General features: G+C 71.4%; 19 protein-coding genes. 15 read left to right on the top strand and 4 right to left on the bottom strand.

The window, feature by feature from the left end; translation table 11 throughout:
• Window positions 1–5: 5 nt before the first annotated feature.
• From P0084_RS07735 to P0084_RS07720, 4 genes are all read right to left on the bottom strand, one after another.
• Window positions 6–1256, bottom strand: a complete 1251-nt coding sequence (locus tag P0084_RS07735; protein WP_308916244.1) for an MFS transporter — start codon at window positions 1254–1256, stop codon at window positions 6–8.
• Window positions 1253–2152, bottom strand: coding sequence for a chlorophyll synthase ChlG (gene chlG / locus P0084_RS07730; RefSeq protein ID WP_308916243.1), 900 nt, complete (start codon window positions 2150–2152; stop codon window positions 1253–1255). The genes P0084_RS07735 and chlG overlap by 4 nt, the downstream gene beginning before the upstream one ends.
• 71 nt (window positions 2153–2223) lie before the next feature.
• Entirely contained in the window at window positions 2224–3633 is a 1410-nt protein-coding gene (gene ppsR / locus P0084_RS07725) for a transcriptional regulator PpsR (RefSeq protein ID WP_308916242.1), read from the bottom strand.
• A 9-nt stretch (window positions 3634–3642) separates the two neighbouring features.
• The gene (locus tag P0084_RS07720; RefSeq protein ID WP_308916241.1) at window positions 3643–4380 is read right to left on the bottom strand and encodes a hypothetical protein; all 738 of its coding nucleotides are present in this window, start codon (window positions 4378–4380) and stop codon (window positions 3643–3645) included.
• A gap of 188 nt (window positions 4381–4568) precedes the next feature.
• On the opposite strand from P0084_RS07720, the gene bchF reads away from it, so the two are divergent.
• The 15 genes from bchF to P0084_RS07640 all read left to right on the top strand — a co-directional run bounded on the left by bchF (window position 4569) and on the right by P0084_RS07640 (window position 20672).
• Window positions 4569–5039: a 2-vinyl bacteriochlorophyllide hydratase gene (gene bchF / locus P0084_RS07715; RefSeq protein WP_308916308.1), complete on the top strand. Its 471-nt coding sequence runs from the start codon at window positions 4569–4571 to the stop codon at window positions 5037–5039.
• Window positions 5036–6307: a ferredoxin:protochlorophyllide reductase (ATP-dependent) subunit N gene (locus tag P0084_RS07710; protein ID WP_308916240.1), complete on the top strand. Its 1272-nt coding sequence runs from the start codon at window positions 5036–5038 to the stop codon at window positions 6305–6307. Before bchF ends, P0084_RS07710 begins: the two co-directional genes overlap by 4 nt.
• Window positions 6304–7830, top strand: coding sequence for a ferredoxin:protochlorophyllide reductase (ATP-dependent) subunit B (gene bchB, locus P0084_RS07705; protein ID WP_308916239.1), 1527 nt, complete (start codon window positions 6304–6306; stop codon window positions 7828–7830). The genes P0084_RS07710 and bchB overlap by 4 nt, the downstream gene beginning before the upstream one ends.
• A 16-nt stretch (window positions 7831–7846) precedes the next feature.
• Entirely contained in the window at window positions 7847–11659 is a 3813-nt protein-coding gene (locus tag P0084_RS18530; protein ID WP_374213619.1) for a cobaltochelatase subunit CobN, read from the top strand.
• 109 nt (window positions 11660–11768) lie between these two features.
• Window positions 11769–12689, top strand: a complete 921-nt coding sequence (bchL, locus tag P0084_RS07690) for a ferredoxin:protochlorophyllide reductase (ATP-dependent) iron-sulfur ATP-binding protein (RefSeq protein ID WP_374213625.1) — start codon at window positions 11769–11771, stop codon at window positions 12687–12689.
• 1 nt (window position 12690) lies between these two features.
• On the top strand, window positions 12691–13353 hold the full coding sequence (bchM, locus tag P0084_RS07685) for a magnesium protoporphyrin IX methyltransferase (RefSeq protein ID WP_308916237.1): 663 nt from the start codon (window positions 12691–12693) through the stop codon (window positions 13351–13353).
• The gene (locus P0084_RS07680; protein ID WP_308916236.1) at window positions 13350–14762 is read left to right on the top strand and encodes an MFS transporter; all 1413 of its coding nucleotides are present in this window, start codon (window positions 13350–13352) and stop codon (window positions 14760–14762) included. The genes bchM and P0084_RS07680 overlap by 4 nt, the downstream gene beginning before the upstream one ends.
• Window positions 14763–14786: 24 nt before the next feature.
• The gene (gene puhA / locus P0084_RS07675) at window positions 14787–15554 is read left to right on the top strand and encodes a photosynthetic reaction center subunit H (protein ID WP_308916235.1); all 768 of its coding nucleotides are present in this window, start codon (window positions 14787–14789) and stop codon (window positions 15552–15554) included.
• Between the two features lie 39 nt (window positions 15555–15593).
• A complete protein-coding gene (gene puhB, locus P0084_RS07670; RefSeq protein WP_308916234.1) occupies window positions 15594–16241 on the top strand; it encodes a photosynthetic complex putative assembly protein PuhB in 648 nt (215 codons plus the stop codon).
• A 4-nt stretch (window positions 16242–16245) separates the two neighbouring features.
• Complete coding sequence (gene puhC / locus P0084_RS07665; protein ID WP_308916233.1) at window positions 16246–16713, top strand: photosynthetic complex assembly protein PuhC; 468 nt, start codon at window positions 16246–16248, stop codon at window positions 16711–16713.
• Between the two features lie 21 nt (window positions 16714–16734).
• The gene (locus tag P0084_RS07660; protein WP_308916232.1) at window positions 16735–17031 is read left to right on the top strand and encodes a hypothetical protein; all 297 of its coding nucleotides are present in this window, start codon (window positions 16735–16737) and stop codon (window positions 17029–17031) included.
• Window positions 17028–18128: a magnesium-protoporphyrin IX monomethyl ester (oxidative) cyclase gene (gene acsF / locus P0084_RS07655; RefSeq protein ID WP_308916231.1), complete on the top strand. Its 1101-nt coding sequence runs from the start codon at window positions 17028–17030 to the stop codon at window positions 18126–18128. Before P0084_RS07660 ends, acsF begins: the two co-directional genes overlap by 4 nt.
• Window positions 18119–18928 carry a putative photosynthetic complex assembly protein PuhE gene (gene puhE / locus P0084_RS07650; RefSeq protein WP_374213618.1) on the top strand — a complete coding sequence of 270 codons (810 nt, stop codon included), beginning with the start codon at window positions 18119–18121 and terminating at the stop codon, window positions 18926–18928. The genes acsF and puhE overlap by 10 nt, the downstream gene beginning before the upstream one ends.
• Window positions 18915–20132, top strand: a complete 1218-nt coding sequence (gene hemA / locus P0084_RS07645; RefSeq protein ID WP_308916230.1) for a 5-aminolevulinate synthase — start codon at window positions 18915–18917, stop codon at window positions 20130–20132. The genes puhE and hemA overlap by 14 nt, the downstream gene beginning before the upstream one ends.
• 87 nt (window positions 20133–20219) lie before the next feature.
• Window positions 20220–20672 carry a c-type cytochrome gene (locus tag P0084_RS07640; RefSeq protein WP_308916229.1) on the top strand — a complete coding sequence of 151 codons (453 nt, stop codon included), beginning with the start codon at window positions 20220–20222 and terminating at the stop codon, window positions 20670–20672.
• Window positions 20673–20682: the final 10 nt, after the last annotated feature.

Below are 20682 nucleotides of genomic sequence, written 5' to 3'. Positions count from 1 at the left end.
TCCCTCTACTCCCCCGGGATGGCGACCGGGTCGTCGGACCGGGTCAGGATGGCGGCGGCCATTGCGGCGGCGGCCAGGAACAGGACGGCTTCCGCCACGAACACGGTGCCGTAGGCGGTGGCATCGGGCAGCGTCAGGCGCAGCAGGTCCACCGTGGCGGTGGCGATTAGCCCGGCCAGCCCCGCGGCCACGGCCTGAGCCGCGCCGAACACGCCCATGCGGGTGCCCGCGGCGCCCGCGCGGCGGGCGGCCAGGCGCATCATGGAGCCCACGGCGCCCACGACGAACAGGCCGTTGCCCAACCCCAGCGTCAGGGTGGCGGGCGTGATGGGGGTCTGCATCGCCAAGGCGATCAGTCCCGTGGCGGAGACCGCGCATCCGGTCACGGCCCAGGCGCGCAAGGTGCCCACGCCCAGCGTCGCCAGGACGCCCGCCGAGACCATGCCCAGAAGCGCGGCCCCGTCCTTCGCGCCCGACAGCGCGGTCGAAGCATCGGGGGCCAGGCTGTGGACGTGCCCGGCGAAGGGCTCCAGGATCAACTCGGAGGCGTAGAAGGCCAGGATCGACAGGAACACGAAGCCCGTGAACCGCCGCGCGGTCGGATCGGACCACGTGGCGGCGAGGGCGGCGCGCAGGCCGTCCGACACCTCGCGCGGGGCGGGGCCCGCGGCGGGCAGGCGGCGTTCCACCCCCCAGGTGGCCAGCAGGGCCACGCCCATCGCGGCGGCGGCGATCGTGGCGACGATGCCGGTCAGCCGCGCGGGGTCGTAGTCGCCCAGCATGACGCTGGCGCCCACGCTGGCCGCGATGGCGCCCGCGATCAGGGTCAGCCAGGCGATCGTGGCGGCGGCCCCCTTGCGCCCGTTGGGCGTGGCGACCGCCAGAAGCGCCAGGAACGACGTCCCCGCCGCGCCCACCCCCAGGCCGATGGCGACGTAGGCCAGCGTCCAGACGGCCAGGGCCGCGCCCAGGGGCAGGGTCATGGCCCAGGCGGCCGCGACGATGCCCGCCGACAGCACGGCCAGGCCCGCGTGGATGACGGGCGTGCGCCGCCCCGCGGCGTCGGCGCGATGGCCCCAGACCGGACGCGACAGCTGCACCCCGTAGTGCAGAGCTACGAACAGGCCCGCCAGCGTGGCGGGCAGGCCCAGCTCCACGTTCATCAGTCGGTTGAACAGGTTGACGGGCAGGGCCGTCAGCGCGCCGATCGCGGCGTTCACGAAGGCCAGGCGGACCAGGGTGCCCCAGCCGGTCACGCCAGCCCCCGCAGGGCGAAGGCCGCCACCATCATGCCGGACACCGACAGGGCGACGCCGGTCGCGTTGAACCAGGGCGCCAGGCGCAGGGGGTCGCGCAGCACGCGTCGCATCGCGGCCAGCTGCGCCAGGACCAGCAGCCCGATCAGTGCGGCGTGAATGGGTTGATCCCAAAGGGCCAGCATCGCGATCACCGCGCCCTGCGGCATCAGCATGACCGTGCAGGCGATCCGTGCGGCACGGCGGGGCCCCAGCGTGGCGGGCAGGCTGCGGATCCCGGTGGCGCGGTCGCCTTCGACAGCCTTGAAGTCGTTGAAGGTCATGATCCCGTGCGCGCCGATGCCGTAGGCGAGAGCCACGGCGACGATGCGGGGGTCGGGCGTGCCCGCCGACAGGACGACGGCGCCGGTGATCCAGGGCAGGGTCTCGTAGGACAGGCCGACGAGGCCCGGTCCCCACAGGCCGGAGCGCTTCGCGCGGACGGGTTCGGCGGAATAGGCCCAGGCCGCCGCGCAGGCCAGGGCGGTCGCGCCCCAGCCCCAGGGGCCCAGCCGGAGGGCCAGGACCAGCGCCAGGGCGGTCATCGCCAGCGCGACCCAAAGGCCCCAGCGGCCCGGCACGCGGCCCGACGGGATGGGACGGTCGGGTTCGTTGATCGCGTCCACGTGGCGGTCGCACCAGTCGTTCGCGGCCTGGGACATGCCGCAGACGATCGGGCCGGCCAGCGCCAGGCCCAGCGCGACCGCGGCGGGGTCGGCCCCCCAGGCCGCGCCGGACGACACGACGCCGCACGAATACGCCCAGACCGGCGGAAACCACGTGACCGGTTTCAGCAGTTGCAGCAGCGCGCCCGGTGCGGGCCAGGCACGCCCCGGCGAAGGGATGGTCGCGTCCATGAGTGTAAGCTAGACCAGACAGATGCGGCCCGGCAAGCGGGGTTTACACATCGGTCGTCGCGGGCGGGCGTTCAGCCCTCGTCCCGCCGCAGGAGGCCGTACTTGCGCAGCTTGACGTACAGGCTCTGCCGCGACAGGCCCAGCATCTCGGCGGCCGCGACGCGGTTGTTGCTGGTCAGCTCGACCGCGGCCTCGATGCATTCCTTCTCGATCACGTCGGTCATGGACGCCACGATGTCGCGCAGGGGCTCGGTGCCGACCAGGGCGCGGGCGTTGTCCACGGTGGGGCCGGGCACGCCCGCGCTCGGCGCGGCCTCCCGCATGGCGAGGGTGCGGTCGGCTTCCCGCATCAGGAGCGCGTGGCCGCCGTCGGACAGGGGTACGGGCGTCACCTCCACCCCGACCTGGGTGCCGAAGGCGGACACGACGCGCGTGGCATAGAGGCGGACGCCGTCCGAACCCGTCAGCACGCGCAGATCCACCAGGCCGCGGACCAGGAAGTCGGTCATCGAGCGCCCGTGCAGGTCGGCCGCGGCGTCGACGTCCAGGAGCGACAGCAGCGCCTCGTTCCCATCCGTGATCATGCCGTCGGCGTCCAGGGTGACGATCGCGTCCGCGGCGTTGTCGAACAGGTCGCGCAGGCGTCCGTCGGTCGCCGTCCGCGCCGGGGCGGCCTCGACGCCGTCGGCCGGTTCGATCCGGCACAGCAGCACCCGCTCGCCGCCCCCGCGGAACAGCCGCGGACGCAGGCGCAGGTCGGCGCCGCTGCGGGTCGCGCGGACCCGCACCACGTCGCGCCGGTCGCGGCCGCCCGCCGCGCACAGCGCATCGATCAGCTCACCCCGGCGGCGCCCGTCCAGCTCCTGCGCCAGCGACGTGCCCTGCAGCGCGTCGGGCCGGTGTCCCAAGAGTTCGCCGGCGCGGCGGTTCGCGTCTAGGATCCGGCCGTTCGCCACGTCGAGCAGCACGAACCCCTCCGCCGTCTCGTCCAGGAGAACGCGGAACCGCGTCTCGTACACGCGCTGATGCTCGTGGTCGCGCTCCAAGGCCATCTGGGCGCGGATCAGCCGCTGCTGCAGCTCCGCCACGGGGCCGAGGTCGCGGCCCAGCATCAGGACGCGCCCTTCGCGCCCCGTCAGGTGGAAGGTGTAGCGGATCGGCGCGTCCCAGGCGGCGCCGTCGTGGTGGTTGACCTCGATCGTGTCGCGCCGCGTCGCATCGCCGCCCGCCACGGCGGCGATCTGGCGCATCACCTTGACCCGGCTGTCGGGCATCAGGAAGTCACGGATGTCGCGACCGACCCAGTGGTCGATCTTGCCGATGGCCGAGTTCAGGGGGTTCGTGGTCGTCGAATGCACCAGGCCCGTGGGACCGACGATCAGCGCGAGATCCGCGGCGGTCGACAGGATGTCGCCCAGGTATTCCGGCGCGATGCGTGGTCCGGCCCGTTCGTTCCAGAAGTCGATTTCCCGCGTGGCCATATGGTCCGCCTAATCCCCGTTGGTCGCGTGCGCGCCGCCGCCGACCGCGATGCCGAAGGACCGCAGCGCGGCGGCGGGGTCGGTCGCGACGCAGGACGCGTCCGTCGGAACGGCGCGATCCGCCGGATCGGTTCCGAATCCCGGTCCCCCGACCACGATCGGAACGGCGCCCCGGAGCGCCGTCCTGAGGCGATGGAGATAATCCTCCAACCGGCGGGGGGAAGGATCGCGCGTGCACGACACCATCAGCGCCGGGGCCGCCTGGATCAGCGGCATCCGCGCCGCCTGCGCGGGCTGCAGGTCGGTCAGGACGACGGCCCGGCGTCCTGCGGCGCACAGGCGATGGGCCGCGAGCGACGCGGCCAGCAGGTGCTGCTCCCACGGGGGCACGAGGACGGGGATCGCGGGCGTGGTCGCCGCCCGTGCCGCGGGGGCCCCCAGCCGGCGCAGGGCCGCGTGCAACCGCGTCGCCCCGATGGAGACGTCCACGAAGGACAGCGCGTCGTCCATCCAGCCGTCGCCCATCGCCGCGGCCAGCGCGGGAATGGCGTCGAGCATCGCGGCCGCCGTAGCGGGATCGCGCAGGGCGCGGTCGGTCAGGACGCGCCAGGGTTCGTCGTCGGGGGCGTGCAGCACGTCCCGCAGGACGGTGGCCGGACCGCGGCCCCGATCGGGGTGCCGGAGGGCAGCCAAGGCCATGTCGGGCGACGCCACCCCGCTTCGGCCGTCCATCACGTGGATGTCCATGATCCCGCCCCCGCGTTCCGGTGTCGGTCAAGTGTCCGGCCATTCCCCCGAAATGTCAATGCGCCCTGACACATGGACGTCAAACGGAATGGACCGGTTCCTCCCTCCGAATGTAAATGCAAATTGACAACTGCCCCGTCACTCTGTTGATACTCGGGTGACCGGGAGGGTTCGGGTTGACGATCGCCATGCACGACATCGACGGACGGCGGGGCCTTTACACGCCCGCCGAGCGCGCGCGGCGGGACGCGACGCCCTGGACGCTGGTCCAGGGCATCCTGGCGCCCCTCCAGTTCGCCGTCTTCGCCGTGTCGCTGGTCCTGGTGCTGCGCTTCCTCCTGACGGGCGACGGGTACGCCGCGGCCACCGCGTCGGTGGTCGCCAAGACCGCGCTGCTGCTGACGATCATGGTCACCGGCTCGATCTGGGAAAAGGCCGTCTTCGGCCGCTGGCTGCTGGCGCCTGCCTTCTTCTGGGAGGACGTGGTCAGCTTCGGGGTGATCGCGCTGCACCTGGCGTACCTGGCGATGCTGCTGCACGGCGGCTTTGCCCCCGGGGCCGAGATGGCCTGCGCGCTTGCCGCCTATGCGGCCTATCTGGTCAACGCGGCGCAGTTCCTGCGCAAGCTGCGCATGGCGCGCCGGCAGGTGGCGTCGTGACCCGCGGGTGCCTGGACGCCCCCGTGCTGCGCGAGCGCGGCCAGCACGAGGTGTTCTGCGGCCTCACGGGCATCGTCTGGCTGCACCGCAAGATGCCCGATGCGTTCTTCCTGGTCGTGGGCTCGCGCACCTGCGCGCACCTTCTTCAATCGGCCGCCGGCGTGATGATCTTCGCCGAGCCCCGCTTCGCCACCGCGATCCTGGAGGAGGGCGACCTGGCCGGCCTGAAGGACGCCAACGAGGAGTTGGACCGCACCGTCGCGCGCCTGCTGGACCGCCGCCCCGACGTCCGCCGCCTGTTCCTGGTCGGATCCTGTCCGTCGGAGGTCATCAAGCTGGATCTGCAGCGCGCGGCCGAACGGCTGAACGTGACCCACGCCCCCCATGTCGAGGTCCTGAACTATTCCGGATCGGGCATCGAGACGACGTTCACGCAGGGCGAGGATGCGTGCCTCGCCGCGATGGTGCCCGGCCTGCCCCGGACGGACGCGTCGAACCTAGTGCTGGTGGGCGCCCTGCCCGACGTGGTCGAGGATCAGGCGCTGTCGCTGCTGTCCGCCATGGGGCTGGACGACGTGTCGGTGCTGCCCGCGCGCCGTGCCGGGCAGGCCCCTGCCGTGGGACCCAATACCCGCTACGCCCTGCTGCAACCCTTCCTGGGCGACACCGCCGGAGCGTTGGACGGGCGCGGTGCGACCCGGATCGCGGCGCCGTTCCCGTTCGGGGTGGAAGGCACGACCGTCTGGCTGCGCGCCGTGGCCGATGCGTTCGGCGTGGACGACGCGACCTTCGACGCCGCCACCGCCGCCCCCCGGGCGCGGGCCGAACGGGCCGTGGCGAAGGTGGCGGGCGACCTGGGGGGCCGCCGCGTCACCTTCCTGCCCGATTCGCAGTTGGAGATCCCGCTCGCCCGCTTCCTGGCGCGCGAATGCGGCATGGTCCCGGTGGAGGTCGGCACGCCCTTCCTGCACCGCGCCCTGATGGAGCCCGAACTGGCGTTGCTGCCCGAGGGGACACGCCTGGCCGAAGGGCAGGACGTCGAGAAGCAACTGGACCGCGTGCGCGCCGACGCACCCGATCTGACGGTCTGCGGGTTGGGTCTGGCGAACCCGCTGGAATCGGAAGGGTTCAGCACGAAATGGGCGATCGAGCTGGTGTTCAGCCCGATCCACTTCTACGAGCAGGCCGCCGACCTGGCCGCCCTGTTCGCCCGCCCGCTGCGCCGCCGCGCGATGCTGGCCGGTCCCGCCGCGGTGGCCGCGGAATGAAGCTTTCCGTCTGGACATACGAAGGCCCCCCCCATGTCGGCGCGATGCGCGTGGCGACGGGTATGGAAGGGGTGCATTACGTCCTGCACGCGCCGCAGGGCGATACCTATGCCGACCTGCTGTTCACCATGATCGAACGGCGCGGCGAGCGTCCGCCGGTGACGTACACGACCTTCCAGGCCCGCGATCTGGGGTCCGACACGGCGACGCTGTTCAAGGATGCCTGCTTGGCGGCCTACGAGCGGTTCAAGCCCCGCGCCATGATCGTGGGCGCGTCCTGCACCGCCGAGTTGATCCAGGACGATCCCGGCGGCCTGGCCGAGGCACTGGGCCTGCCGATCCCCGTCGTGGCGTTGGAACTGCCGTCCTACAGCCGCAAGGAAGCGTTCGGCACCGACGAGACGTTCTATCAGCTGGTGCGCCATCTGGCCGGTCCGGTGGACCGGACGCCGGAGGTGTCGTGCAACGTCCTGGGTCCCACGGGCCTGGGCTTCCGTCACCGCGACGACGTGGTGGAGGTGTGCAAGCTGCTGGACGGCATGGGGATTTCCGTCAATGCCGTGGCGCCCATGGGGTCGGAGCCGGCGGACCTGGCACGCCTCGGGGCCGCGCATTTCAACGTGCTGCTGTACCCCGAACACGCCGAGGCCGCCGCGCGCTGGCTGGAGCGGGAGCATGGCCAGCCCTGGACGCGGACCATACCCATCGGGGCGCGCGCCACCCGCGCTTTCGTAGCCGAGGTCGCCGCCCTGGCGGGCGTCGCGCCGGTGCTGGACGAGGGATCGCTGCGCCAGCCCTGGTGGTCGCGCAGCGTCGATTCGACGTACCTGACCGGCAAGCGGGTCTTCGTGTTCGGCGACGCCACCCACGCCATGGCCGCCGCCCGCGTGGCGCGCGACGAGATGGGGTTCGCCGTCTGCGGCCTGGGTTGCTACAACCGCGAATTCGCCCGCCCCGTCAGGGCCTTGGCCCGCGAGATGGGCGTAGACGCCTTGGTGACCGACGACCATCTGGAGGTCGAGGACGCGATCGCGCAGGCCGCGCCCGAGATGATCCTGGGCACGCAGATGGAGCGCCATATCGGCAAGCGCCTGGGCATCCCCTGCGCGGTGATCTCGGCCCCCGTGCACGTCCAGGACTTTCCCGCCCGACACAGCCCGCAGATGGGCGTCGAAGGCGCGAACGTCCTGTTCGACAGCTGGGTCCACCCCCTGGTCATGGGGTTGGAGGAACACCTGCTGACCATGTTCCGCGACGACCCCGAGTTCCACGACGCCGCCGGCCCGTCGCACCATGGGCACGGAACGGCGGCCGTCGCGCGGATCCCCGAACCGGCGAACGCGGGCGGCGAACCGGCCTTGTCGCTGGTCTGGGACGCGTCCGCCGAAACGGAGTTGCGCAAGATCCCGTTCTTCGTGCGCGGCAAGGCGCGCCGCAACACCGAAGCCTTCGCCGCCGAGCGGGGGCTGGGGTCGATCACGATCGACACGCTGTACGAAGCGAAGGCCCATTATGCGCGGTGACGGACCCATCCCCCGAATGGCGGCCCGGCCCTACCGCGTGGCGATCGTCACGCTGGACGCCCACGCGGCGGGTCCCATCGCGCGCGCGGGCGCGCGACTGGCGGTGGACGTGCCGGGGTTGGAGCTGTCGGTCCACGCCGCCGCCGAATGGACGGAGGCGCCCGCGAAGGCGCAGGCGGCGCGCGACGCGATCGCCGCGGCCGACATCGTGGTCTGCGGATTGTTGTTCCTGGACGAGCACTTGCAGGCCGTGCTGCCCGCCTTGCGGGCGCGGCGGGACGGGCTGGACGCGCTGGTCGGGATGGTGTCGGACCCGTCGGTCGTGCGGCTGACGAGGATGGGCGACCTGGACATGGCCAAGCCCGCCTCGGGCGCCATGCAACTGCTGAAGAAGCTGCGCGGCGGCGGTTCGGACGGGGCGGCGCCCAAGACGGGCGAGGCGCAGATGCGGATGCTGCGCCGCCTGCCCAAGATATTGCGGTTCGTTCCCGGCAAGGCGCAGGATCTGCGCGCCTGGTTCCTGTCGATGCAGTATTGGCTGGGCGGATCGGACGACAACTTCGAAGGGCTGTTGCGGATGTTGCTGGACCGATACGGTCCGGGAACGGGCGCGCCCGTGCCGGCGCCGGTCGAGTATCCGGCGGTCGGATTGTACCATCCCGACCATGGCATCGTGACCGAATTGTCACATGCACCCCCCGTACACCCCCCGTACACCCCCCGTGCATACGCAGGGCAGTCTTCCGGGCGGGCGTCACGCGATGCAGAACCGGTCCGACCGGGGGGTGCGTCCGGCGGTTCGCTCGGGCGAACCGCGCTTCGGACCTCGGCTCGATCCACTGGATCGACCCGTCCTGCGGACCGGCCCTCCGCCCCCCCGTACACCATCGGGTCCGAAGGGGAACGCCTGTCAGGCGGGGGGTATATGCCGGGTCCCGGACTCGAACCGGGATCTACAGAAGCGGTCGCGAGCGGTTCGGCCCAGAACGACGCGGCCCCGGATCAAGTCCGGGGCACGGATAGCCGACCCACCATCGGGCTGCTGCTGATGCGGTCCTACGTGCTGGCGGGCGACACCGCGCATTACGACGCGGTGATCCGCGCGTTCGAGGCGGCGAGATGCCGGGTGCTGCCGGCCTTCGCGCACGGGCTCGATTCGCGGCCCGCGATCGAGGCATACTTCGCGGGCGGGCGCATCGACGCGCTCGTGGGCCTGTCGGGGTTCAGCCTGGTGGGGGGACCGGCCTACAACGACAGCGACGCGGCGGTGGAGGTCCTGCGCGCGCTGGACGTGCCGTACCTGGCCGCGCATCCGCTGGAGTTCCAGACCCTGGGGCAGTGGGGCGCGTCGAAGCACGGGCTGGGGCCGGTGGAGACCACCATGCTGATCGCCCTGCCGGAGATCGACGGCGCGACGAACCCGACCGTCTTCGCGGGACGCCACGACGCGACCGGTTGCGACGGCTGCCCCCTGCGATGCCGGGGCGACGACAGCCGGGCCATGGCGCCCTGCCCGGAGCGGATCGGGCGGCTGGTGGACCGCGCCGCGCGCCTGGCCCGCCTGCGCCGGTCGCGGCAGGCGGACCGCAAGGTCGCGGTGGTGCTGTTCAACTTCCCGCCCAATGCCGGCGCGACCGGATCGGCGGCGCATCTGGGCGTGTGGGAAAGCCTGCTGAACACGCTGCGGCGGATGGCGGCGGACGGCTACGCCGTGGACGTGCCCGCGGACGTGGACGCGCTGCGCCGCGCGGTGCTGGGGGGCAACGCCGAACGCTTCGGGCAGGACGCCAACGTCGCGGCGCACGTCCCCGCCGACCGCCTGGTGGCCGAGGATCCCTGGCTGGCCGAGACGGAGGCCGCGTGGGGCCCCGCGCCGGGGCGCCACCAGACCGACGGGCGCGGCGTGTTCGTGTTGGGCGCGACCTTCGGCAACGTCTTCGTCGGCATCCAGCCCGCCTTCGGCTACGAGGGCGATCCGATGCGGCTGCTGTTCGAGCGGGGCTTCGCGCCGACCCATGCGTTCGGCGCGTTCTATCGCTGGATCGACCGCGACTTCGGCGCGGACGCGGTGCTGCATTTCGGGATGCACGGCGCGCTGGAATTCATGCCGGGCCGGCAGGCGGGGATGGGCGCGTCGGACTGGCCCGACCGGCTGATCGGCGCGATGCCCAACGTGTACCTGTACGCGGCCAACAACCCGTCCGAGGCGACGCTGGCCAAGCGGCGCTCGAACGCGGTGACGGTCAGCCACGTGACGCCCCCCCTGGCGGCGTCGGGGCTGTATCGCGGGCTGGCCGATCTGAAGGACAGCCTGGCGGCATGGCGCGCGCTGCCGCCCGATGCGGCGCGCGACGACCTGGCCGCCCTGATCGCCGATCAGGCGACGGCGGTGGACCTGTCGGGCGACCCCGACGACCTGTGGCTGACGCTGCTGGAAACGCAGGACGCGCTGATCCCCGACGGGCTGCACGTCGTGGGCGGGGCGGTCGATGCGGACGCCTATCTGGCCCATGTCGAAGGCGGCGACCGCGACGCGATGACGGCCGCCCTGGAATCGCCTGCAGAACTGGACGGGCTGATGGCCGCGCTGGGGGGCCGGTTCGTGGCGCCCGTGCCCGGCGGCGACCTGATCCGGTCGCCCGAGATCCTGCCCGCCGGGCGCAACATCCACGCCTTCGACCCGTTCCGGATGCCCACCGCGCACGCGATGCGGCAGGGGCAGGCCCAGGCCGACCTGCTGTTGCGGACCTACGAATCGGTGCCGCGCTGCGTGGCCCTGGTCCTGTGGGGCAGCGACAACATCAAGTCGGACGGCATGCCCATCGCGCAGGCGATGGCGCTGATGGGCGCGCGGCCCCGGTTCGACCATTATGGGCGGCTCTGCGGCGCTGAGCTGGTGCCGCTGGACGAGCTGGGCCGGGCGCGGGTGGACGTGGTGATGACCCTGTCGGGCATCTTCCGCGACCTGCTGCCGCTCCAGACGCGGATGCTGGCGGAGGCCGCGTGGCTGGCCGCCAACGCGGACGAGCCCGCGCATCTGAACCCCCTGCGCGCCAACGCGCTGGCCCATGCCGCGCTGACCGGATGCGGTCTGGAGCAGGCGGCGCTGCGCGTCTTCTCCAACGCCGAAGGGGCGTATGGGTCGAACGTCAACATGCTGGTGGATTCGGGCGCCTGGGACGACGAGGGCGAGCTGGCCGACGCGTACGAGGCGCGCAAGGGCCACGCCTATGGCCGGGACGGCAAGCCGTCGGCGCAGCCCGAGCTGCTGCAGGCGACCCTGGGTCAGGTCGATCTGGCCTATCAGAACCTGGAATCCGTGGAGCTCGGGGTCACGACGGTCGATCATTACTTCGACACGCTGGGCGGCATCAGCCGGGCGGTGAAGCGGGCGAAGGGGGCCGACGCGCCGGTCTTCATCGGCGACGCCACCACGGGCGCGGCCAAGGTCCGGCGCTTGGAGGAGCAGGTCGCGTTGGAGACGCGGTCCCGCAGCCTGAACCCCCGCTGGTTCGAGGGCATGCTGAAGCACGGAGCCGAAGGGGTCCGCCACATCGAGAGCCAGGTGACCAACACCTTGGGCTGGTCGGCGACGACGGGTGCCGTGGAGCCTTGGGTGTATCAGCGCCTGTCGGAAACGTTCGTGCTGGACGACGCGATGCGGCGGCGGCTGGCGGAGCTGAATCCCAAGGCATCGGCGCGCATGGCGAACCGTTTGCTGGAAGCGGGCGACCGCCGGTTCTGGACGCCCGACGACGCCACGCTGGCCGCGTTGCAGGACGCGGCCGACGAGTTGGAAGACCGGGTCGAGGGGATCGCCGCGGAATGACCTTCGAGCGCGCCACAATGAAACGCGTCATCCTCGGGCTCGACCCGGGGATCTCCGTGGTCGGAGGTCCCCGGATCAAGTCCGGGGATGACCTAGCAAAGGGGACCATCTGATGCCCAAGGATACCATTCCCGACCTGAAGGGCCACGCGCCTCATGCGCCCCTCCGGGGCGACGGCGAGGGTTCGGTGCAAGTCCACCAGGACGAGGCCGCGAAGATCGAGGGGGCGAAGGTCTTCTCGGTCTATGGCAAGGGGGGGATCGGCAAGTCGACGACGTCGTCGAACCTGTCGGCCGCCTTCACGAAGCTGGGCAAGCGGGTGCTGCAGATCGGCTGCGACCCCAAGCACGACAGCACCTTCACGCTGACGGGCAAGCTGCAGCCCACGGTGATCGACACGCTGAAGGACGTGGACTTCCACGCGGAAGAGCTGCGCCCGGAGGACTTCGTGACCGTGGGCTACGGTGGCGTGCAATGCGTGGAAGCCGGCGGCCCGCCCGCGGGCACGGGGTGCGGCGGCTACGTCGTGGGGCAGACCGTCAAGCTGCTGAAGCAGCACCACATGCTGGAGGACACGGACGTCGTGATCTTCGACGTCCTGGGTGACGTGGTGTGCGGCGGCTTCGCGGCGCCCCTGCAGCATGCGGACCGCGCGCTGATCGTGACGGCCAACGACTTCGACAGCATCTATGCGATGAACCGGATCATCGCGGCGGTGCAGGCCAAGTCGAAGAACTACAAGGTCCGGCTGGCGGGCTGCGTGGCGAACCGGTCGAAGGACACCGACGAGGTGGACCGCTATTGCGACACGGTGGGCTTCAAGCGGATCGCGCACATGCCCGACGTGGACGCCATCCGCCGGTCGCGCCTGAAGAAGAAGACCCTGTTCGAGATGCCCGACGAGGAGGACATCGTCCGTTGCCGCGCGGAGTACGTGCGGCTGGCGCAGGTGCTGTACGACGGGACGGAAGGGGTCGCGCCCGAACCGCTGCCCGACCGCGAGATCTTCGAGCTGCTGGGCTTCGACTGACATGGACTATGCCGCCACCCGTTCCCGCGTCGAAGGATACTTCGACGGCACCGCGAAGACGGTGTGGGCCGACCTGACGTCGGACGCGCCGGTCAGCCGCGTGCGCGCGACCGTGCGCGCGGGGCGGGACCGGATGCGGGCGGCGATGCTGGACCGGCTGCCCGCCGACCTGCGCGGCTGCCGCGTGCTGGACGCGGGTTGCGGCACGGGGGCCAAGACGGCCGCGCTGGCCCTGCGGGGCGCGGACGTGGTGGCGGTGGACGTGGCACCCGGCATCCTGGACGTGGCGCGGCGGCGTTTGGACCCGGCGCTAGCGGACCGGGTGACGTTCCGGGCGGGCGACATGTTCGATGCAAGCCTGGGGTCGTTCGACGCGGTCGTGGCGCAGGATTCGACCATCTACTATGCCACCGCCGATCTGGCCGCGAAGCTGGACGCATGGTCGGCGCGCGCCCCGCAGGTGGTGTTCACCGCGGCCCCCCGCACGCCCCTGCTGATGGCGATGTTCCTGGCGGGCAAGGCGTTCCCGCGCGCGGATCGCTCGCCCGCGATGGTGCCGCAGGACCCCGCCCGCCTCGCCCGCCTGGTCCGGGGCGAGCTGGCGGTGATCGAGCGGGTCGTGTCGGGCTTCTACATCTCGACCTGCCTGGAGTTGCGGGCGTGAGGCTGGCGCAGCGCATCCTGCCCTTCGGGGATGCGGGGTCGGCCGGATTGCCGATCGCGCAGCTGCTGCGGCTGTCGCTGTTCCAGATCAGCGTGGGCATGGCGGCGGTGATGCTGCTGGGCACGTTGAACCGCGTGATGATCGTGGAACTGGGCCTGTCGGCCTTCCTGGTGGCGGGGATGATCGCGCTGCCGGTGCTGATCGCGCCGTTCCGCGCGCTGCTGGGGTTCCGGTCGGACAACCGGCGGTCGGCGCTGGGTGTGCGCCGCATCCCCTATCTGTGGTTCGGGGCGCTGTGGCAGTTCGGGGGCCTGGCGATCATGCCCTTCGCATTGCTGATCCTGGGCGGCTACGACCGGATCGAGGTGCCCTTCGCGGGCGAGGTGGCCGTGGCCTTGTCGTTCCTGATGACGGGCATCGGCATGCACATGACGCAGACCGCCGGGCTGGCGCTGGCCGCCGACCGGGCGGACGACGCGACGCGGCCGCAGGTGGTGGCGCTGCTGTACGTGGCGTTCCTGGGCGGCATGCTGGTGTCGTCGCTGCTGCTGGGCTGGCTCCTGCGGGACTTCGACGGTGTGCTGCTGATCCGCGTGATCCAGGGCACGGCGGTGGCGACGCTGGTCCTGAACTTGGTGGCCCTGTGGCGGCAGGAGGCGCTGCGGACCACGACCGCGGCCGAGCGCGCCGCCCCCGCGCCCCGTTTCGCGGATGCCTGGGCCGACCTGACCCGGGGCGGCACGGCGGGCCGCCTGATCGCCGCCGTGTTCCTGGGCACGATGGCGTTCACGATGCAGGACGTCCTGCTGGAACCCTATGGCGGGGAGATCCTGGGCCTGTCGGTGTCGGCGACCACGCTGCTGACCGCGTCCTGGGCCGTGGGCGCGCTGGCCGCGTTCGGCCTGGCGGCGAAGGCCCTGGCGGGCGGCATGAACGCGACGCGGCTGGCCGCGCGGGGCGTGCTGTCGGGGCTGGCCGCGTTCTGCGCGGTGATCTTCGCGGCGCCCCTGGGCTCGCCCGCGCTGTTCTTCGCCGGCAGCCTGGGCATCGGCTTCGGCGGGGGGCTGTTCGCGGTCGCCACGCTGACGACGGCCATGACCCTGCCCGTGACCGACATCGCGGGCCGCGGCCTGGCGCTGGGCGTCTGGGGCGCGGCGCAGGCGTCGGCCCAGGGCCTGGCCACGGCGGTCGGCGGGGGCCTGCGGGACGGCGTGGACACGCTCGCCCGGTCGGGCGCGCTGGGACCGGCCCTGGACGATCCCGCCACCGGCTATTCCGTCGTCTATCACCTGGAGGTCGGGCTGCTGTTCCTGACCCTGATCGCGCTGGGCCCCCTGGTCCGGCGCACCGAAACCCGCCCTCAATCGCAACCACCGAGTCGGATCGGCCTGGCCGACTTCCCGACCTGATCGCCAGCCCCGAAAGGACATCCCATGCAACAGGTGGACGCCTTCTTCGCCAACTTCGACCTGGCCAGCCTCAGCCTTTGGCTGTTCTTCGGGTTCTTCGCGCTCCTGGTGTACTACCTGCAGACGGAGAACATGCGCGAAGGCTATCCGCTCGAGAACGACGACGGGACCTTGGCGCCCAACCAGGGGCCGTTTCCCCTGCCCAGCCAGAAGACCTTCGTGCTGCCGCATGGCCGCGGCACCGTCACGGTGCCCGACATGAACCCCGAGGGGCGCGAGATCGCGATGCACAAGACCGCCGTGCCCAACGGCTTCCCGTTCGAGCCGACGGGCGACCCGATGCTGGACGGCGTGGGTGCCGCCAGCTGGGCGCCGCGCCGCGACGTGCCGGAGCTGGACGGCCACGGCCATCCCAAGATCGTGCCGATGGACAAGATGCCCGACTTCCGCGTCAGCGCGGGCCGCGACCCCCGCGGCCTGGAGGTGCGCGGCGCGGACGACAAGGTCGCGGGCGTGGTCAGCGACATGTGGATCGACGCCCCCGAGCAGCACGTCCGCTACATCGAGGTGAAGGTGCCGGCCGGCACGAAGCACCTGATCCCCATTCAGCTGGTCCGCGTGTTCCAGACGGAGGTCGAGGTGAAGGCGCTGCACGAGCGCCACTTCGCGCAGATCCCGCAGACCAAGTCGTCCAGCCAGGTCACCCTGCTGGAGGAGGACAAGATCACCGCCTTCGTCGGCGGCGGCAAGCTGTACGCGAACTGGGACCGGCAGGAGCCGCAGCTCGGCTGAGGCCGGCAGCCGCGCGACCCCGCCTGGGAGGGACCGACCATGGACCACGACGACTTCGAGCACGAACCCATCCGCGGCCTGCCCGAGATGCTGCCCCCGGGCGAGCGCATCCTGTGGCAGGGGGCGCCCGACGTCCGGGCGCTGCTGCGCGACGCGCTGCGGATCCGCTGGGTGTCGGCCTATTTCCTGGTGCTGTTCGCCTGGAAGACGGTCGACGCGGCGGCCGCGATCCCCTGGGCCGCGGCCGCCGGGGAGGCGTCGTTCTTCCTTGTGCTGTGGGGGGTGACGGCGGCGCTGCTGTGGGCCGTCGCCTGGGCGCAGGCGAAGGCCACGGTGTACACGGTGACGGACCGGCGGGTGGTGATGCGCATCGGCGCAGCGCTGACGATGACGCTGCAGTTCCCGTACCGCTGGATCGGGGCGGCGGATCTGAAGCTGGCCGCGGACGGAACGGGCACGGTCGCGTTCCAAACGCTGGGCCGGACGCGGATGTCGTACCTGATGACCTGGCCGCACGTCCGGCCCTGGCGGTTCAACCCGACGCAGCCCGCCCTGCGCTGCATCCCCGACGCCGCGTCCGTGGCGCGCCTGATCGCCGACGCGGCCGGCGCGGTCCCGTCCCGCGCGGCGGCGGCGGACCCGTCCGAACCCCAGCATCCGGGCGGCCTGGCCGTTCCGGCGGAGTAGCGCCATGACCCCCGAGAACCGCCTGCGGGCCCGCGACCGCGAGATGGTCCCCACCGTGCTGCTGCGCGCCCTGGCCACGCTGGTCGTGTGCGCGCTGTTCATCGTGGGCTATGCCCGCCTGACCGACCGCCCGCTGGAAGCGATGCCCGTGCTCGACGAGACGTCGGGCGTGGCCGCGCAGCGGTCGATCTTCATCGACGCCGACGGGACGACGGGCGCCGCGCGCGTGCTGGGGGCCGACGGCACGGTGATCGCGTCCTTCGACGCCGAGACCGGGGGCTTCGTCGCCGGCGTCCACCGCGCGCTGACCTTCGAACGCACGCGGCGGGGGGCGGACGTGACCCGCCCCGTCCGCCTGATCCGCTTCGACAGCGGACAACTGTCGCTGCGCGACGACACGACCGGGTGGCGTGCCGAACTGATCGGGTTCGGCGCAGACAACGCCGCCGTCTTCGCCAGACTGCTCGACTGAAACCGTGAAGGGGGAACGACCATGCCCATCCTGACCAGAACGACCGAACGGGTGCCCTGCACCGTCGAGATCTCGCACCGCTTCGAGGAACTGTCGGCGCATGTCCGCTTCGACGACGGCAGCGTCGTCCATCCCGGCGACGCGGTGCAGGTCGAGGGCCCCGAGATCATGGCCCCCTTCGGCGAGGTCGTCCGCGAGGCGCGCACCGCCGTGATCACGCGCGCCGGCGCCCTGGAGCGGTGGTGGACCCGCCTGACCGGCGACACGGAGTTCATGGAGCTGTGCGAGTTCTCGTTCAGCGGGGAGGTCCTGGAATGAATGCCCACGTCACCCATTCCGCCGACGCCGCCACCGTCGAGGAGGCCCTGGCCGCCGAGAACCAGCAGGTCACCACGAACGAGCAGGCCACCGCGGTGGCGATGCAGAACACCCTGCTGACGCCGCGCTTCTATACCACCGACTTCGACGAGATGGACGCGATCGACGTGTCGCCCGTCCGCGCCGAATGGGACGACCTGATCGCGCGGATGAAGGCCGACCCCAACCGGGGGCACTTCAAGAAGAACGACGACTGGGACGCCGACTGGGAGGGGATGGACCCCGCGCTGCGGCGCGAGTTCGTCGACTTCCTGATATCGTCGTGCACGGCCGAGTTCTCGGGCTGCGTGCTCTACAAGGAGATGAAGCGGCGGGGGTCGAACGAGGACATCGTCACGCTGTTCCAGCTGATGGCGCGCGACGAGGCGCGGCATGCGGGCTTCATCAACGACGCGCTGCGCGAGGCCGGGGTGTCGGTGAACCTGGGCTTCCTGACCCAGCAGAAGAAGTACACCTACTTCCGGCCGAAGTTCATCTACTACGCCACGTACCTGTCCGAGAAGATCGGATACGCCCGCTACATCACCATCTTCCGCCACCTGGAGGCGAACCCCGACAAGCGGTTCCACCCGATCTTCAAGTGGTTCCGCGAATGGTGCAACGACGAGTTCAGCCATGGCGAGGCCTTCGCCCTGCTGATGAAGACGGACCCAAAGCTGACCCGGGGCCGCAACGTCTGGTGGATCAAGTTCTTTTTGACCGCCGTCTATGGGACGATGTTCGTGCGCGACCATCAGCGGCCCGCGTTCCACCGCGCCCTGGGCGTGGACGAGGAATGGTACGCGCAGTCCGTGTTCGAGAAGACCAACGCGCTGACGCGCCAGATCTTCCCCGTCGTGCTGGACATCGACCACCCCGCCTGGCTGCCGACGCTGCGCCGGCTGAACCGGGCGAACCGGGACATCGACGCGGCGACGGGGCCCCTGGGCAAGCTGGGCGGGCGCATCCGGGCCGCGGCGGCCTTCGCCCGGCTCTATGCGATCCCGGCGAAGCGGAACGCGGTGCCCGCGTCCCCGCGGCTGGACCCGTGCTACTGACGCCCGCCCTGATCGCCGGCGCGGTCGCGTGCCTGGCCTGGTGGGCCTCCACCGGGGCGATCCTGGCGCTGGTCCGCACCGCCGACAGGCGCGGGCTGCACGGGGCCGCGACGTTAGCCACGCTGCCCGTGATGGGGGCGGGACTGTGGGCGTTCCACGTCACGGCCGGGCAGGCGGGGGCCGTGTATGGCGCATTCTTCGCGGCGCTGGCCGTGTGGGGTTGGATCGAGCTGGCCTTCCTGACGGGCGTCATCACGGGGCCGAACGACCGGCCCGCCCGGCCCGGGGTGCCCGAATGGGAACGCTTCGTGCGGGCCTGGGGCACGGTGGCCTATCACGAGATGACGCTGACGGCCGCGCTGATCGGCCTGGCGGCGATGGCGCATGGCGCGCCCAACCGCTTCGGGCTGTGGACCTTCGCGATCCTCTATGCCGCGCGGATCAGCGCGAAGCTGAACCTGTACCTGGGCGTGCGCAAGGTGGCGGTCGAGTTCATCCCCACGCCCCTGCGCCACCTGCCCAGCCACTTCCGCGTGGCGCGGATCAACTGGCTGTTCCCGACCTCTGTCACGGCGCTGACCTTCGCCACGGCCTGCTGGCTGGAGCGCGCGGTCCAGGCGGGGGATCCGGCGCAGGCGGTGGGGTTCGCCTTACTTGCGACGCTGACGGCGCTGGCCCTATTGGAGCACTGGCTGATGATCGTGCCGCTGCCGGACGAGAAACTCTGGCGTTGGATGCTGCCCGCACCCGCGCCCGCAACGATGACGACCACGGGGGAGGACGAGGATGCCGTTCGATAGACTGTTCCGCGATCAACTGGACACCCTGAAGGCCGAGGGCAACTATCGCTACTTCGCCGACCTGACCCGCCGTTGCGGCGCCCATCCCCGGGCGACCAACACGACGGAGGACGGCGTCGCGCGCGAGGTCACGGTCTGGTGCTCCAACGACTATCTGGGGATGGGCCACCACCCCGACGTCGTGGCCGCCATGGCCCGGACCGCGCAGACCTGCGGCACGGGCGCGGGGGGCACGCGCAACATCAGCGGCACCCAGCACCAGCACCTGGAGCTGGAGGCGGAGCTGGCCGACCTGCACGGCAAGGCGGCGGCGCTGATCTTCTCGTCCGGCTACGTGTCGAACTGGGCCACGCTGTCGACGCTGGGCTCGCGGCTGCCCAATGCCGTGATCCTGTCGGATGCGGGCAACCACGCCAGCATGATCGAGGGGATCCGCCATTCCAAGGCGCGCAAGGTCATCTGGGCCCACAACGACGTGGCCGACCTGGAACGCAAGCTGGCCGCCCTGCCGGCCAACGCCACGAAGATCGTGGCCTTCGAAAGCGTGTATTCGATGGACGGCGACATCGCGCCGATCGAGGCGATCTGCGACGTGGCCGAGACGTACGGCGCGATGACCTATCTCGACGAGGTCCACGCCGTCGGCATGTATGGCCCCCGCGGCGGCGGCGTGGCCGAGGAACGCGGGCTGATGGACCGCGTGACCGTGATCGAGGGGACGCTGGGCAAGGCGTTCGGCGTGATGGGCGGCTACATCGCCGGGTCGGCGGAGGTCTGCGACTTCATCCGGTCCTTCGCGTCGGGCTTCATCTTCACCACCGCGCTGCCCCCCGCCATCGCGGCGGCCGCCACCGCGTCGATCCGACACCTGAAGGAGAGCCGCGCGGAGCGGGACCTGCAGAAGCGTCAGGTCGCGCGCCTGCGCGCGGGGCTGGACCGACACGGGATCCCGCACATGGCCAACGACAGCCACATCGTGCCCGTGCTGATCAAGGACCCGGTCAAGACGCGGATGCTGTCGGACTATCTGATGGACGAATGGGGCATCTACGTGCAGCCCATCAACTATCCCACCGTCCCCAAGGGAACCGAACGGCTGCGCTTCACGCCGGGGCCCGCGCATTCGGACGCGGATATCGACCACCTGGTCGATGCGTTGAACGTGCTGTGGAAGCAATGCGCCGTGGCCCGCGCGACGGCGTGACGCGACACAATGGCGACCGCGCGAAATGGGGTGGAACGCACCCGCGGGAGTGTTAGTTTTCCCCAGGACTCAAAGGGAGAGAGCCACATGATCCGCCATCTCAGCATCGCCGCCGTCGCGGCGACCGCGTTCACCGCCCCCGCCTTCGCCGATGCGCACCTGACCGCCTCCGGCGACGCGGCCGCGGGCGAGAGCGCGTTCCGCCAGTGCCAGTCCTGCCACGTCGTCGAAAGCCCCGACGGCGAGGTCCTGGCCGGCCGCGCGGCGCGCACGGGCCCCAACCTCTATGGCGTGGTCGGTCGCGGCTATGGCATGGTCGAGGACTTCCGCTATTCCGACATCATGGTCCTGGCCGGCGAGCAGGGCGCCATCTACGACGAGGCCAACTTCGTCGCCTATGTGATGGACCCGACCGAGCACCTGCGCGAGATCACGGGCGACAACGGCCGGGGCAAGATGGCCTACAAGGTCCGCCAGGAGGAGGACGCCGTGAACCTGTACGCGTTCCTGGCGCAGTTCGGGGGCGAAGGCGACAGCTGAGCCCGAACAC

It is taken from the genome of Jannaschia maritima, assembly GCF_030973515.1.
Classification (GTDB): domain Bacteria; phylum Pseudomonadota; class Alphaproteobacteria; order Rhodobacterales; family Rhodobacteraceae; genus Jannaschia; species Jannaschia maritima.
Note: the sequence above shows the minus strand (reverse complement) of the source record. Positions and strands in the feature narration are given on the sequence as shown.

Coding starts and splice junctions, on each gene's coding strand:
- chlG (WP_308916243.1), bottom strand. CDS start 2,152: ATGGACGCGACCATCCCTTCGCCGGGGCGTGCCTGGCCCGCACCGGGC.
- ppsR (WP_308916242.1), bottom strand. CDS start 3,633: ATGGCCACGCGGGAAATCGACTTCTGGAACGAACGGGCCGGACCACGC.
- P0084_RS07720 (WP_308916241.1), bottom strand. CDS start 4,380: ATGGACATCCACGTGATGGACGGCCGAAGCGGGGTGGCGTCGCCCGAC.
- bchF (WP_308916308.1), top strand. CDS start 4,569: ATGCACGACATCGACGGACGGCGGGGCCTTTACACGCCCGCCGAGCGC.
- bchB (WP_308916239.1), top strand. CDS start 6,304: ATGAAGCTTTCCGTCTGGACATACGAAGGCCCCCCCCATGTCGGCGCG.
- P0084_RS18530 (WP_374213619.1), top strand. CDS start 7,847: ATGGCGGCCCGGCCCTACCGCGTGGCGATCGTCACGCTGGACGCCCAC.
- bchM (WP_308916237.1), top strand. CDS start 12,691: ATGGACTATGCCGCCACCCGTTCCCGCGTCGAAGGATACTTCGACGGC.
- puhA (WP_308916235.1), top strand. CDS start 14,787: ATGCAACAGGTGGACGCCTTCTTCGCCAACTTCGACCTGGCCAGCCTC.
- puhB (WP_308916234.1), top strand. CDS start 15,594: ATGGACCACGACGACTTCGAGCACGAACCCATCCGCGGCCTGCCCGAG.
- puhC (WP_308916233.1), top strand. CDS start 16,246: ATGACCCCCGAGAACCGCCTGCGGGCCCGCGACCGCGAGATGGTCCCC.
- P0084_RS07660 (WP_308916232.1), top strand. CDS start 16,735: ATGCCCATCCTGACCAGAACGACCGAACGGGTGCCCTGCACCGTCGAG.
- acsF (WP_308916231.1), top strand. CDS start 17,028: ATGAATGCCCACGTCACCCATTCCGCCGACGCCGCCACCGTCGAGGAG.
- hemA (WP_308916230.1), top strand. CDS start 18,915: ATGCCGTTCGATAGACTGTTCCGCGATCAACTGGACACCCTGAAGGCC.
- P0084_RS07640 (WP_308916229.1), top strand. CDS start 20,220: ATGATCCGCCATCTCAGCATCGCCGCCGTCGCGGCGACCGCGTTCACC.